Annotated in this window: 9 protein-coding genes and 1 pseudogene; 8 read left to right on the top strand and 2 right to left on the bottom strand. The window is 54.4% G+C overall.

Features of this window, described 5'->3' with window-relative positions; all coding sequences use genetic code 11:
• Positions 1–715: 715 nt before the first annotated feature.
• Positions 716–1189: a hypothetical protein gene (locus ACWIKB_RS32680; RefSeq protein WP_475271545.1), complete on the bottom strand. Its 474-nt coding sequence runs from the start codon at positions 1187–1189 to the stop codon at positions 716–718.
• 392 nt (positions 1190–1581) lie between these two features.
• On the opposite strand from ACWIKB_RS32680, the gene drt2 reads away from it, so the two are divergent.
• Positions 1582–2865: an antiviral reverse transcriptase Drt2 gene (gene drt2, locus ACWIKB_RS32675; RefSeq protein ID WP_475271544.1), complete on the top strand. Its 1284-nt coding sequence runs from the start codon at positions 1582–1584 to the stop codon at positions 2863–2865.
• 49 nt (positions 2866–2914) lie between these two features.
• Here the strand turns inward: drt2 and ACWIKB_RS32670 are convergent, their stop codons facing one another.
• On the bottom strand, positions 2915–3151 hold the full coding sequence (locus tag ACWIKB_RS32670; RefSeq protein ID WP_475271543.1) for a hypothetical protein: 237 nt from the start codon (positions 3149–3151) through the stop codon (positions 2915–2917).
• 303 nt (positions 3152–3454) lie between these two features.
• On the opposite strand from ACWIKB_RS32670, the gene ACWIKB_RS32665 reads away from it, so the two are divergent.
• The 7 genes and pseudogenes from ACWIKB_RS32665 (at position 3455) to ACWIKB_RS32635 (ending at position 13293) form a co-directional block, all read left to right on the top strand.
• Entirely contained in the window at positions 3455–5344 is a 1890-nt protein-coding gene (locus tag ACWIKB_RS32665) for a DUF262 domain-containing protein (protein ID WP_475271542.1), read from the top strand.
• A gap of 49 nt (positions 5345–5393) precedes the next feature.
• The gene (locus ACWIKB_RS32660; protein ID WP_475271541.1) at positions 5394–5789 is read left to right on the top strand and encodes a hypothetical protein; all 396 of its coding nucleotides are present in this window, start codon (positions 5394–5396) and stop codon (positions 5787–5789) included.
• A gap of 404 nt (positions 5790–6193) precedes the next feature.
• Positions 6194–8566: a TOTE conflict system archaeo-eukaryotic primase domain-containing protein gene (locus ACWIKB_RS32655; RefSeq protein WP_475271540.1), complete on the top strand. Its 2373-nt coding sequence runs from the start codon at positions 6194–6196 to the stop codon at positions 8564–8566.
• 585 nt (positions 8567–9151) lie between these two features.
• Positions 9152–9310 (top strand): annotated as a pseudogene (locus ACWIKB_RS32650) (transposase domain-containing protein); the annotation flags it as partial.
• A 654-nt stretch (positions 9311–9964) separates the two neighbouring features.
• Positions 9965–10228 carry a hypothetical protein gene (locus tag ACWIKB_RS32645; RefSeq protein ID WP_475271539.1) on the top strand — a complete coding sequence of 88 codons (264 nt, stop codon included), beginning with the start codon at positions 9965–9967 and terminating at the stop codon, positions 10226–10228.
• A 264-nt stretch (positions 10229–10492) separates the two neighbouring features.
• Positions 10493–12523, top strand: a complete 2031-nt coding sequence (locus ACWIKB_RS32640; RefSeq protein ID WP_475271538.1) for a transposase — start codon at positions 10493–10495, stop codon at positions 12521–12523.
• 44 nt (positions 12524–12567) lie between these two features.
• Positions 12568–13293, top strand: a complete 726-nt coding sequence (locus tag ACWIKB_RS32635; RefSeq protein WP_475271537.1) for an AAA family ATPase — start codon at positions 12568–12570, stop codon at positions 13291–13293.
• Positions 13294–14129 lie beyond the last annotated feature (836 nt).

Genomic DNA, 14129 nt, shown 5'->3' with positions numbered 1-14129 from the left:
CACGTGCATGGGTCAGTGGAAGGGCCGATGGTGTTACAGCTCACTCCTGGCCTATGCGAGGAACTGAAATGGCAAGAAGGTGACCGTATTTCATTCCGCAGACTGTACTCCGGCGAGTTAATTACAGCTGTCGACCGACGCGCTCGATCCTGACACCGATGACTGACAATGAGCTTGGCACCAGACCAATCAGCAGTCCGCCCCCTCAAATTACGCGCCTAAATAGAAAAGAGAGATTGCCAATGGAAGAATCAATTGACGATAAAATCGCGCGCCTCAAGCACGACTCCGGGATTGAAAGATTTACTGGCTTCGTCTCGTACGCAACTGTCGATCAATCGGAAACGCTCTCAGGCCATATCTGGAGGCATATTGATGCCAGTAAAGAGGGCGAATTTGCTGATGGCCACAAAATCATAACGTCTCCTGTTGTGGCGATCCATGGAGTGAAGCAAAGCCTCTGGGTAGAAACAGAGACCGGCAGCCTCTATGGGATCCTGTCCCTTGCTCCGCTCGGCTGGCTTTCTATCAGCGACTTGTACAAAGCCCATCAACGGCTTGAATCAGTTCCTGCGCATGCTCCTGATTTTTATCTAAAACGCAGTTCTGATCCGCTACCGCCAATGAAGGGTCGAACACTAAAAGAGAAAAAGCGATCACATAGCACCGCAGCAGTGAGGAGCGATGGCCGTTTGGGATCACCCATCACCCCCGCTTACCGAGACTTCATAAACGAATCAATTGCCCAGATACGGTCCAACGCACAACCGGTACACCCCGAGACGCAGGTAGCTCCCCCCAAAGCTAAGTAGGCTGTATCCACGCGCGCATAACCGGACTTCCCGGCACCATTCGGCCCATAGATCACCGTGAGTCTGGGGCCGAAGCTCAACGTCTCGCCGGCTGCGAGCGTATTGACCCCCGATACAGAGGTCATCGCGGTAAGGGGGCTGAGCACTGCCGCCGCGCCTCCCTGGTGCTGCGGCAAAACCATGTCCCAGCTCACCCGAACCGCATCTGATTCACTGAGTCCCTGATCGATCAGATACTCGCCGAAGACTTCCTCCAAGGATTCATCGGTCAAATCAACAGCTGCCACCAGTTTGCTGAGCAAGAAGTGCTGCCAATTTGGGAGCGTCTTACCCCACGCGGACAGCGCATCGAAGATATTGAAAGCCGATTCAGGCATTGTGCTTCCTTTCAATAAGACTGAGCCAAGTGAATGGTTTTTCCCGAATTGCGAGGTGCCGGCTCGGTTCAGATTTATGCTAGCCTGCAAGCGCTTTGGATATAGATCCAAAGGTGCATCACAAGCTGTCAAGCCCCAAGGCGGCATCCCAGGTGTAACAACCCAGGGTGACCAGCAATGCGGCCAGCAGCCCTCGAATACTTATCTTCATAGGTACTCCAAGTGTGACGCTGACAATATACGTCGATCCTAGCAATCGCGGCGAAATCGGAACTGGGTGACTGAGACCGATTGGACAATGTGAGGAACATTTGGGTTTATCCGGCCAGGCGGCTTGAGGATTGCCGCCATCCTAAGCCTGGCCGGTTGGCTCGAAATAAGGATGTAGTCTGATGCCAGAAAATTGGTACAAGTCTCGGGGCTATCTGCACTTTGATCGTCCGATCAACCAGGCAGCTGCACTAGAAATAGTCTCAAGTCCTAAGACTGTTGCTAAGCATGCCTTTTACCCGTTCATTCGCTATGTCGCGCAAACACAGAAAGTGTTCTTCGACAAAAGCATTGGGAAGGTTGTCAAAAAAGACCCTAAGCAAAGGCCCATTTCCTACGCCGCACACGTCGACAGCCATATTTATTCGTACTACTGCGATCTGCTGAACCAGGCCTACGAGGACCATCTGGCGAAGGTCCAGTGGGCCTCGGCAATCTTGGCGTTTAGAGCCCTTGGCAAAAGCAATATCGATTTTGCTCGGGATGCGTTTCTGGATATCGCGGCGCGAAAGTCCTGCTGCGTCATTGCCATCGACATCAAGGGCTTCTTCGACAACCTAGACCATACGCACCTGAAAAATGCCTGGCAGGCGCTACTAGGCACCAGCCGCTTGCCCGACGACCACTACTCGGTGTTTCGATCCCTCACCAAGTATTCGTTCATCTACAGGGATCAAGTCTACGAAGCACTGGGGCTCTCCAAGAACAACCCCAAGCAAGGTCGCAAACGAATTTGCGAGCCCTGTGAGTTCCGGGCCAAGGTTCGTGATGGCGATCTGATCGAAACCAACAAGGACAAAAAGGGTATCCCCCAAGGCTCCCCCATCAGCGCCCTGTTGTCCAATGTGTACATGATGGGGTTCGATGAGCAGATTCACGCCTATGTCGAATCCTGCGGCGGCGCCTACTACCGGTATTGCGATGATGTGCTGTTGATTGTGCCGCTGGAGAAGGAGGCAGAGGCCAAGGCCCTAGTCGATCTACGCGTCCATACGATTGGCTTGGAGATCCAAGCCGCCAAAACGGAGACCTGCAAGTTCATACGCTCCGCCAAGGGTTTTAGATCCGACCGACCGCTGCAATACCTAGGGTTTATCTTCGATGGCGCCAACATTTACCTGCGTTCATCGTCTTTAGCCCGCTATCAGGACCGCGTAAACAGAGGCATCTGGCTGGCGGGAAAATGCATGGACAAGGTCAATGCCAAGCGAATTTCCAGAGGACAGCTGCCCCGCTCAATGTTCCTGAAGAAGTTGTATAAGCAGTATTCCTATCTGGGCAGGAGAAACTTCATCTCCTATGGCTACCGGGCAGCCAGAATCATGGACTCCCTCTCAATCAAGAAGCAGCTCAAGCCGCACTGGAACAGGCTCCGCGAACGCATTTCTGATGTTCAAGGCGAATGACAGCCTGTTGAAGGACGATGCGGAGAGCAGTTAATCCAACCAACCGACGCTAGAACTCCACGCTCAACCCCCGGATGCCCACGCTCTCGCAAAACCGCCCCAACGCGGTCAGACTCGCCCACGTTCTGACCGGCTCCCGGCGCGAGCGCACCGGCAAACAAAATCTGCCCAGCCGGATACTGAGGCTCCAGCCCTCGCTACCCGGCCCACGCATCGCTCTAAATTCCCGCGCAGCCCCACTCTCGATCAGCACCACCAGCGTGTCCTGCTCCACCGCTTTCTTCATTTTTCTCGCCCCAACCGCCCGTGTCCTGAGCACTCAGGCTAGTGGTCGCCGCGCGCCTCAACCAGGTGGCCGTTTCCGGTTGACCAGCGACCGGGGGGGCGTGGTCACCAGTCCCAAGGGGGACTGACGCCGGGCGCCCAATTAACGAGAAAGGCAATTGACCATAACGGCAAATTACGCACAGCCCGCACTCCGCAAAAGCGCCTAGCTCATAGATCGCCAGCTCTCCCGGCCATGTATATATACCAAGTGACACCACGGGAACCACGCGCCAGAATGCGGCGACGACCAAAAGGGGCAATCATGAAATCCGAAACGCTCACCGTGCGCCAAATATTCCAGGACAGGCGCCAATATTGTGTTCCCTTCTACCAACGAGCGTATGTATGGACACAGCGGAATCAATGGACCGGCCTGTGGCAGGACATTCAAGAGAAAGCCAATGCCCGTGTGTCGGGCATGAACATCACCCCACACTTTTTAGGTGCGGTTGTTCTGGAGCCTCAAGTCAAGCATGGGCTGATGGGTGTCGACACGTTGCACATAATCGATGGCCAACAGCGCCTGACGACGCTCCAATACATCCTGGCCTCCCTGCTGCTCGCCCTGCGCGAAACCGGCATGCAAGCGTTTGAGCCCAGCGTCATCGCCTGCATGCAAAACACCAATGAAGAAACAATGCGCAATCCTCAGATGGAGCGCTTCAAGCTGTGGCCGACCTTTCGGGATCGCCCGCACTTCGAAAAGAGCCTGGCGATCCAGCACCTTGAGGATTTCCGAAAAGAGTTTTCAGCACACTTCACGCAGCACGGCACGCTGCGAAAACACTATGACCATCCGCCATCACTGGCAGCCATTTGGTTCTTTACCGCAGAGTTCAGCCAGTGGATCCGCTCTGGTATCGGCCAAGAACTAAGTTACGCCGAAGCGCTCATCATGGCCGTTCTGCAAGATCTAAAGCTGGTCAGTATTTCACTGGAAGCCGAGGACGACGCCCAGGTTATCTTTGAGACCCTCAACGGCCGTGGGGCTGAGCTGCACGCTACTGATTTGATCCGCAACTATATCTTCATGCGTGCAGACCACGACGGTGTGGATGCGGGGGAGCTTTACAATAGTCAATGGTTGCCATTCGAATCAGACTACTGGTCGGCCAAGCAGCGACGCGGCCGTATCAATAAACCACGGCTTGAATGGTTGATCCATTCAACACTTCAGGCGGAGATGGGTAGTGAGATTGACCTGTCGCGCCTGTACAACGAGTACAGACGCTACGCTGCCACTAGCCCCCCACCCAAAACAGCAGGCCGGCAACTGGTGACCTTAAACCGATACGCTGAGCACTATCGCGACTTGATCAGCATGTCTGGCTCATCACCTATCGCCCGTCTTGGTCGTCGAATCGCGGCCTATGATGTCACCACGCTGCACCCACTGACGTTGTTGATTTCAGTCGCGGAGGTGGGTGATGCGGAAAAGAAACAAATGTTCAATGACCTCGTGTCCTACGTTGTGCGCCGAGCGATATGTGGGCTTACCCCAAAGAACTACAACAACGTGTTTTTGAGCGCTCTACGCCACTTGACGAAGTCCGGCATATCGAGCGAGGAACTGAGAAGCTACCTTGGTATGCTCAAAGGAGATGCCTCCCGCTGGCCCGAAAACTCTGAATTTCGCAATGCGTGTATCTGCGCCCCGCTTTACCCTGGCCGACTTGATGCAGCCAAAATGCGCTCGTTATTGACAGAGTTGGAAGGGGCGTTACGACTATCCGTCAAGAGTGAGGAGCCTGGGCTTCCGGATCTGTCAAACCTCGATATCGATCACATAATGCCACGTAGCTGGCACGCCAACTGGCCTCTAAATGACGGCAGTGCCGCAGCGAACAATGATGAAGCGGATATCGAAATTATCCTGCGCTCTGGAGGCTCACTGACCCCCAGGCAGCAATTGATTCGCGAACGACACGATACCATTCCAACCTTGGGCAACCTGACGCTACTGAATTTGAGCGTGAACCGGTCAGCGCAACACTGCGACTTTCTGGTGAAGCGGGACAAGCTGATTGCCAACACGAGTCTTCGCCTCAACATCCCATTGATAGCGAAACTGAAGTGGAACGAGCTAGAAATTGCAGCGCGAGGCGAATTGTTTGCAGATGTGGCTCTGAGAATTTGGCCAAAGGGCGAATGACACCTACATACCTAGCGCCTTTTCGCTCATCAACAGCACGGAGTGAATGATGGACCAAAGCAAGGCACTGCTGTCGGCATTGCTAACTACACACGTGATCGAGTTCATTGATTTCAGGAAACTGGCGTTCTCGTCCGTGATGCGCGACTTGACGATACATGCCGCCCTGCATGCGATTCAGCACGGTGATAGCGGCTATATCGATAAAATTCTGGATATCTTCAAAAACACCGGGTATGCACTGCAAATGGCGAGTTGGTTCAGCTTCCGGACCGGATTGGATATTCAGGAGAGACTGGGGCAACGCTCCTATCGCCGTTCAGGTATGCCGCCCACCCCCCAGGTGCAGTGCCATGACTTTCTTAACGCCAAGCCTGCTCGGCAGACCAACGTAGCGAAGCCCGCAAATCAAGCCGCCCGAACCACGGCCACGATCCCCCCCTAAAAAGCCCAAGAACGCCACCCAGCTGCGTCGACTGGCTAGACGCTTGGGCCCGACTGCCGGGAAGCTTCGGGACGGGCCAACGAGGTTAATCCGGCCTAACAGACGCCAACAAATGCCCCAGGCGGCTCGCTCAATCTGCGTGAGGCTGCTGCTACGCCAGGTAAACCCGTTTTTAGCGTAAAGCCCCCGTGTTTACGCTAAATATTGGTTTACGATCTGAAGCGCACCGCGCTACGCGGGGGAATCGAACCGCTGTGCGCAGAACACGGTTTTGGTTAAACCGCCGGACGACTCGCGGCGTGGCGCTGCCACCGGCCCGCACCCGACCCGGCGGTTTGATCCCGCCCCCCGCCGACTGATAGCCTAACCCCACAGGTCATTCCTAAACACCGAGGCTCGATGCGGTGACCGACACCCAGTTGTTGGCGACACTCCAGGCGGAGAACGCGCGGTTGATTGCCTTGCTCGACGCGCACGGCATCGATTGGCAACCGCCTGTCGAACCGGCGCGGATCCCCTTGGCGCCCGTTGATCCGTCGTCCGCCCTGGACACCCGCAGCAAGGTCGCCCTCTTTCGACGCTTGTTCAGAGGGCGTACCGACATCTACCCGCTGCGCTGGGAAAGCAACAGCGGCAAGTCCGGTTATGCGCCCGCCTGCGCGAACGAGTGGCGTCCGGGGATCTGCGAGAAACCCCGGATTAAATGCGCCGACTGCCACCAGCGCCAACTGCTGGCCGTGACCGACGACGTCATCTTTCGCCACTTGGCCGGCGCGCTCGTCGCCGGTGTCTACCCCCTGCTGAAGGACGATACCTGCTACTTTCTGGCCGCCGACTTCGACGAGGCCGAATGGCGCGATGACGCCCGCGCATTCGTGGCGTCCTGCCAGGCGCTCGACGTGCCCGTCGCCTTGGAAGTCTCACGCTCGGGCAACGGCGCGCATACCTGGATCTTCTTCGAGGACAAGGTGCTGGCCAGCGATGCCCGTCGTCTCGGCGCCGCCATCATCAGCCATGCCTGTGAACGCACTCGGCAATTGTCGCTCAGTTCCTACGACCGCTTGTTTCCCAACCAGGACACCCTGCCCAAAGGTGGCTTTGGCAACTTGATCGCCTTGCCGCTGCAAAAACGCGCCCGGGCCCAGCATCACAGCGTTTTTGTCGACGATGCGCTGGAGCCCTATGCCGATCAGTGGGCATTCCTGGCGAATCTTGAGCGCATGGACCCCGAGCATATCCACACCGTCATTACTCAGGCCATGGGTAACCGCGACCCCCTTGGCGTGGCCTACGTCGATGAAGACGAAGGTGCCCAGCCATGGAAAGCCCCCTCGCCTCGATCACAAAAGCTCCAGGGCCCGATGCCAGCCACCTTGAGCATCACCCTGGCGAATCTGATCTACTTCGAAAAGGCCCAGTTGCCTCAACCCTTGGCCAACCAGTTGATCCGCCTCGCGGCGTTTCAGAATCCTGAGTTTTATAAAGCGCAGGCCCTGCGCTTGTCTGTGTGGAACAAACCCAGAGTCATTGGTTGCGCGCAGAATTTCCCCCAACATATCGCCTTGCCCCGTGGCTGCTGGGAAGCCGTGCAGGCGCTGCTGGCGCAGTACCAGATCACGCCATTGGTGGAAGACGAGCGTTTCGCGGGCCATCCGTTGGATGTCAGTTTTCTCGGCACGCTGCGTCCTGATCAGGAAACGGCCGTCACCGCCATGCAAGCGCATGACACCGGCATCCTCTGCGCGCCAACGGCCTTCGGTAAAACCGTGAGTGCCGCGGCGCTGATTGCCAGGCGGCGTGTGAATACCTTGGTGTTGGTGCACCGGACCGAACTGCTCCGGCAGTGGCAAGAACGCTTGCAGGCGTTCCTCGGCGTCGGCAAAGAAGTCGTCGGCACCTTGGGCGGCGGCAAGCCCAAGCTCACCGGCCAGATCGATATCGCCGTCATGCAATCGCTGTCGCGCCAGGGCGAGATCAGTGACCTGGTGAAAAATTACGGGCAGATCATCATCGACGAATGCCATCACCTGTCGGCGGTGTCTTTCGAAGCCCTGCTGCGCAGTTCGCCCGCGCGTTACGTGCTCGGGCTGACGGCGACCCCGATCCGCCGCGATGGGCAACAGCCCATCATTTTCATGCAGTGCGGACCGATCCGCCATACCGCCGCGCGCCCGGCCAGCGCCCCTCACGACTTGTCCGTGAGCCCTCGCCTGCTGTCCGGCCCACTCCTCGTCCCCGAGGGCGCTGGGATTCAGGAAATTTTCAAACGACTGGCCGCTGACGCAGAACGCACGGCGACCATCGTGGCGGACGTGGTGCACGCCTACAACCAGGGCCGCAAAGTGCTGGTGCTCACTCAACGCACCGAGCATGTGGAGACGCTAGACGTCGCGCTCAGGGAGCAGGTGGCGAATCTGTTTACCCTGCATGGCCGCCTGCCCAAGAAACAGCGGACGTCGCTGATCAGCGCCTTGGAATCTTTGCCCGAAGCCGCCCCTCGGGTGCTCCTGGCCACCGGCACGCTCATCGGCGAGGGTTTTGACCACCCACCGCTGGACACCCTGGTGCTGGCCATGCCCATTTCCTGGCGAGGCATCCTTCAGCAATACGCCGGGCGCCTGCATCGAGCGCACGCCGCCAAGGCCGACATCCAGGTGATCGACTTCGTGGACGAGGGCCAGGTCGCCTTGCTGCGGATGTGGGAAAAGCGCAAGGCCGGCTACAAGGCGATGGGGTACCGGCTGAACGATACGTCGGCCACGATGGCACTGCTCTAGCCATCGTGGGGCGGCCCCCCTGGCACGATGCGCCAAAGGGACAACGTTCACTGGGCCACGGGCTCAAACAGGCGGCGCGGCGAGAAATCCGGCGCCCCTGATACGGTGTGCGACAAGGGTTCGCCCTGCTGACGGAGGACTGCGCCGATGCTGGAAAAGTACGACCGGGCCAAGCTGCTCGATGAGGTGTGGACGGACGCAGTCACGGTGGTCGCGCCGCGTTACCAACTGTCCGACGTGGGGCTTCAGAAACTCTGTCGCCGCCTTCAGATTCCCACGCCACCCCGGGGTTATTGGACCCGGTTCAAAGCCGGCAAGCCGGTTGCGCCGCGTCCGAAGCTGCGGGAATACATCGGGCACCCGATGCACCTGTTTCGCACCACCGCGCCGCCTGTACCACAGCCGATGGATGAACGGCTGGCCGTAGTGCTGACCTTCGAGCGCGACCCGGCCAATCACATCCTCGTGCCTGACCACATCCGCCACTGGCGTCCACTGGTCGCCGCCGCGCGCGAATCGCTGAAAAAACCGCTGATTGACGCACGCGAGATGCCCAGTACGCGACGTCCAGCGCTGAGCATCTCGGTGTCTCTAGCGCAGCAAGCACGCGCCTTAAAAGTCGCCGACGTGCTGCTCAAAGCGTGCGAGTCCCGAGGTTATTTGAAGCATGTTCTCACGCGTCTACCGACGCAGCGGGCGAGTGAAATTACGGAGTTGCTGCCGCATAGGTGGGCACCCGTTTGAACACGCAAGGTGTGCTCGGTAGACGCTTACCTAGCTTTCTCAACGGCCGTCTCAGGAGACCAGCAACAATCGGCCAGACTCCGCCCTCCTCTGGATATATTCCGGCGCCGAGCCGGCTTCGTTAGGAGGCTTCAGAGAGACCGCACAGACTGAACTGGATCGTTAGCGGACAGCTCCGAAGATACAAGCAAGCAACATCGTGCCTTGGAATCCATGCAGCTTCAGTCGTGAACGTACGGAATAATGCCTAAATAGCTCCCAAGCTTGGCACAGCTATTGGCGTGAGCCGCAATGTCGGCACAGCAACGAGTAAACAACAACCTCCCACGCTTTATGCCAAGCTCGTAGCTGAGCGGAAATCTCGTTGATATCCGCACTGTAAATCGGGATAAACATAAGAATCTCTTCATTACAAACACCCCGAATCGGTTCCGATCATAAAACCAAAAATGAAAAAAGTGTCAGCAAAGGAAAGGTATCTTTCTGGACTGACTACCACGGTCACTTCGATATCGAGCCACTCATCTGACTTAGGGGTACAGCCATGAAACCAACTCACAATACATATCAGCAATAAAAATATTTAATACCTAACATTGACGATCAAAATTCGAGTCCTATATTCCTAATACATACCGTAGCAAGGAGCCAAATGTGATTATCAAAACCAACACCACTCAGCGAACAAATTACAGCCCGCTTGAGCCGTTCGTAGGCGAATTGGAGACAGTCGAATACGACCTGTCAGGGCCATATCACTACACCAAAAATGGGAAGCCGTATACTGAAGTTTCAATTGAAGCCACAATAATCGGCAGCATGCATCACATGATCAGCAGGTACCATGATGGCCGACCTCATGATCAGAACAAACTCAATGACAGCATTAATCTACGCCCCGCTGAAATTGATAATTAGCTTAATTATGGATACTCCTCAATACGAGATATTTGCCCATCATACCATGATAATTATAATGCGAGGTTTGCAATAAACTTATATCTGACAGCACTACTTAAGGAAAATAGCGAACAACTTACCCAGTTCCTGGGTAACGCGGGAGCTTCTCATTAATCTAGATCGAAACCTTAGGCTAAACAAAATCATCACCTAGAATGGCCAACAATAATCGTCACTCTGGACCAATGCCTCTTCGTCACTGATTAAATATCAGAGGTACCTATGAAAAGCGGGTACACAGCTAAAGAGCTATCAGGAAAAATAGGCATGCCCAGTACTGTTCGAGGCGTAAAAGCACGAGCCGCTCGCGAAAACTGGCCAGGTCAACGCCGCTCACATAGTAAGGCAATTGAGTATCCTTTCAATGTACTACCAACAGAGACACAAACGGCGATAATCGCAGCGCAAACCCAATCCTGCTCAGACTTTTCTGACCATAAACGATGCTTTCCGGAAAAAGGAAAATCCACCCCCTTCTCCGCCACAGCGCTAAATGATGATCAACGCCTAACTATGGGGGCTCGTCTTTCATTCGTTTTGGAAATAGAGAAAATGACGTCAGCCATGACTCAAAAGCAGGCTATTGCAGTGACAGTAGCATTCTCCAAGGAACGCAAGCTGGATCTCTTTCTGCAAGATCGCCTTCTGGTTGCCAATGATCGCTCGACGCCAATTTCAACTCTGTCAGAAAGGACGCTAAAGCGTTGGCTAAGTAAATACCGTGAGCATGGGGAGGTTGGATTAGCACCAGGCCGCCGCAGAAAAGATCTGACTATGCCGCTCTGGAGTACCGATTTCTTGCGTTGCTATCAGCGGCCGACAAAACCTAGCGTTGAAGCCAGCTATATGGAATTCTGCAAAAAATACGCCTCTGACCGACCGAGTATTCATCAGGTACGCCGATTCCTAGACAAACTCAGTCCAGAGGCTCGCAATATAGGCCGTCATACTGCTCAACAGCTCAAAGCTCTTCAACCATTTAGACGCCGCACAACCAAAGATCTAATGCCTTGTGACGTATTCACGGCTGACGGTCATAAATTCGACGCAGAGATAATTAATCCTCGCACGGGAAAGCCATACAGACCCGAAGCTACCACAGTGATTGATGTGGCAACCCGAAAGGTTGTCGGAATATCCATTGGAGAGTCGGAATCCTCAATCGCAGTCATTGATGCTCTAAGAGATGCGGTACAGCACGGTATGTTTGCGTTGCTATATGTCGACAACGGATCCGGTTTTGTAAACGATACTGTTCGAGAGGTAGTTGAGCGACTGGGAGGAACTCTTACCCATGCCCTACCATACAATAGCCAAGCACGCGGCCTAATTGAACGCGCCCATAAAACAATCTGGGTTAACGCCGCGAAGAAGCTTACTAGCTACATCGGCGCAGACATGGATCGACATGCAAGCTCCAAAGCATTTCGTATCAGCCGCAAGCAGATTCGAGAAAACGGAGGCACCAGTCTCATACCTAGTTTCGAAACGTTTATGGCTGGCATTGAGTACGAGATCGAAACTTATAACAACGCCCCTCATCGAGGACTTTCCAAAGTTCGCGACCCTATTACAGGTAAACGCCGACACTTAAGTCCAAATGAAGCCTGGGCAAGAGCAAGCTCAACTGGCTGGCAGGCAATTATTGCTCCTTCGGATGTCTTGAATGATGTAATGCGCCCTCAAGTTATTCGCCCCACCCGTCGCGGCGAAATCAGTTGGGCCGGGAACAAATATTTTCTAGACAGCTTGCGAGACTTCCATGGGGCGGATGTTCGTATCAGCTATGACCTTCGTGATGCTTCGAGGGTATGGGTCAGAAATCTCAGTGGTGAATTAATAGGTGAGGCACATCTCGATGGAAACGCCAGCCCGTACATGCCGAAATCGATGGTAGAACAAGCGTACGAAAAACGGGAACATGGTCAAATAAGGCGAACATTAGAAAAACTTAAAATGCTTAGTGATAAAAAAAATCACATGAGTATAGTTGAGCACTCTTCTGCACCAACACTTGACGCCGCTCGGCTTGCCGAGGCTAAACGAGTCGCTATAGCACTTATCGATTCGGGCTCTACCCCATTTACGTTGCCACCCGACCCAATAGCGAAATATCGACTATGGCAAAAATTGAACGCAGACATATGCAATAGTTCACCTCTAACAAAAGATGAATCCATCTGGCATTCAAACTATCAAACAGATGTTGAGTTTGCTGCTATGCGCCGTATGTTTGAACATGTCGAAAGCTAGTTTCTACCACCCCACACAATCAATATATTAGGAGACTGAACTATATGAGTGCGACAAAAATAGCGCCTTTGACAAATGTTGGCCTTATCGCAAGTGCAATTGAAAAATCTTTAGCTCGGCCGAAAAATTTGCCAGGGCTGGTTGTCATGTACGGAGCTAGTGGTTTGGGGAAAACTGTGGGAGCCACCTTCGCAGCAAACGTATATCGCGCCTATTACATTGAATGTCTAGATACGTGGACGAAAAAAGCTTTCTTGACCGCAGTTCTGAGGGAGATGGCCGTCATGCCAAGCCGTACAACATCAGAAATGGTTGACCAGATTTCAGACCAGTTATCCCGCAGCGGTAGACCTCTTATCATTGATGACGCCCAATATCTCTTAGACAAGGCTGCTGCAAACGTCCTAACAGATATCTACAATTCAAGCAGAGCCACGATTATTCTCATTGGAGAAGAACGAATCCCTGCAAGCCTAGCGAAGCTGGAGCGGCTTCATAACCGCGTTCTAGAGTGGGTGCCGGCCCAGCCAGCTTCTAAAGATGACATTAGGGCTCTAACGCAGCAGAGCTATCCTGAACTCCGCTTTGACGATGACCTTTTAGAGAGCCTGAGGCTGACCGTGAGAGGTTGTTTACGCAGAGTGGTCGTCAACCTTCATCGCGTATTCTCTGAAGCCCAAACGCAAGGTTGGTCTTCTGTCGGTCTTGTGGAATGGGGACAGCGCGGCTGGTTTACCGGTGAGCCGCCGTTGAGGAAAACCGCTAAATGAGCAATGGCCGCAAGCCCGCGCATCTGACCGTATTAGAGGGGCGAGATAATCGACAGAGAATCTGGGAGACACTGAGGAACCAACCGCAGGGCATAAGTATTTACACAATCAGTCGCATTACCAGCATTTCAGACGAAACAGTTAAGACTTACATCGAATCTCTTCGTAAGGGAGGCTACCTTGAACGAGGAGAAGGGGTTGGTACTCAGAAAATATACAGATTGATGCTTGATACTGGAGTCGAGGCTCCTCGCCTCAAAATAGATGGGAGCCCGAGCAAGGTTGGGCAAGGCACAGAGGCTATGTGGAGAACGTTACGTATGCTCAAAGACATCAACGCCACGGAGCTTGCGGCCCACGCCAGCCATGCAACGTACACCAGCATTTCAACAGCCAAGAACTTCCTTAAGTGGCTAAATTGGGCAGGGTATTTAGACGTAACGATACCAGCGCAACCCGGAAGACAAGCACGTTATCGCCTAGCATATGGAATGTATACCGGACCGTTACCACCCGTAATTCAGCGTAGCGGGCAGCTTTTTGATCCGAATCTCGGGACAGTCGTTTACGTCCTTCCCTCCAAACGCTCATACCATGAGTTGTAAGTTCCGATTGTTCTGAATCCTCGACACCCACGCCCTATAGCCTTCTTCGTCGCTGTACCCCATCTAGTGCCAATTCAACCGCAAAAAATCATTTCTGATTCCTTTCTATGTGAGTTAGCAGCGGATTTGGCACCGACCAGGACCTTGCAAGAGATTCCGAGCTGACCGCTAGAACCCGCGGCCGACGGATCTTTCGAGGGTTCAGCGGCACTCAATCGGTGCCAACTACCT

This window comes from Pseudomonas sp. 5Vm1k, assembly GCF_056161485.1.
This window is presented reverse-complemented; position numbering and strand designations above follow the sequence as displayed.

Excerpts from the sequence above, each read along its gene's own strand:
- ACWIKB_RS32680 (WP_475271545.1), bottom strand. The coding sequence starts at position 1,189 with ATGCCTGAATCGGCTTTCAATATCTTCGATGCGCTGTCCGCGTGGGGT.
- ACWIKB_RS32665 (WP_475271542.1), top strand. The coding sequence starts at position 3,455 with ATGAAATCCGAAACGCTCACCGTGCGCCAAATATTCCAGGACAGGCGC.
- ACWIKB_RS32635 (WP_475271537.1), top strand. The coding sequence starts at position 12,568 with ATGAGTGCGACAAAAATAGCGCCTTTGACAAATGTTGGCCTTATCGCA.
- ACWIKB_RS32640 (WP_475271538.1), top strand. The coding sequence starts at position 10,493 with ATGAAAAGCGGGTACACAGCTAAAGAGCTATCAGGAAAAATAGGCATG.
- ACWIKB_RS32660 (WP_475271541.1), top strand. The coding sequence starts at position 5,394 with ATGGACCAAAGCAAGGCACTGCTGTCGGCATTGCTAACTACACACGTG.
- ACWIKB_RS32670 (WP_475271543.1), bottom strand. The coding sequence starts at position 3,151 with ATGAAGAAAGCGGTGGAGCAGGACACGCTGGTGGTGCTGATCGAGAGT.
- drt2 (WP_475271544.1), top strand. The coding sequence starts at position 1,582 with ATGCCAGAAAATTGGTACAAGTCTCGGGGCTATCTGCACTTTGATCGT.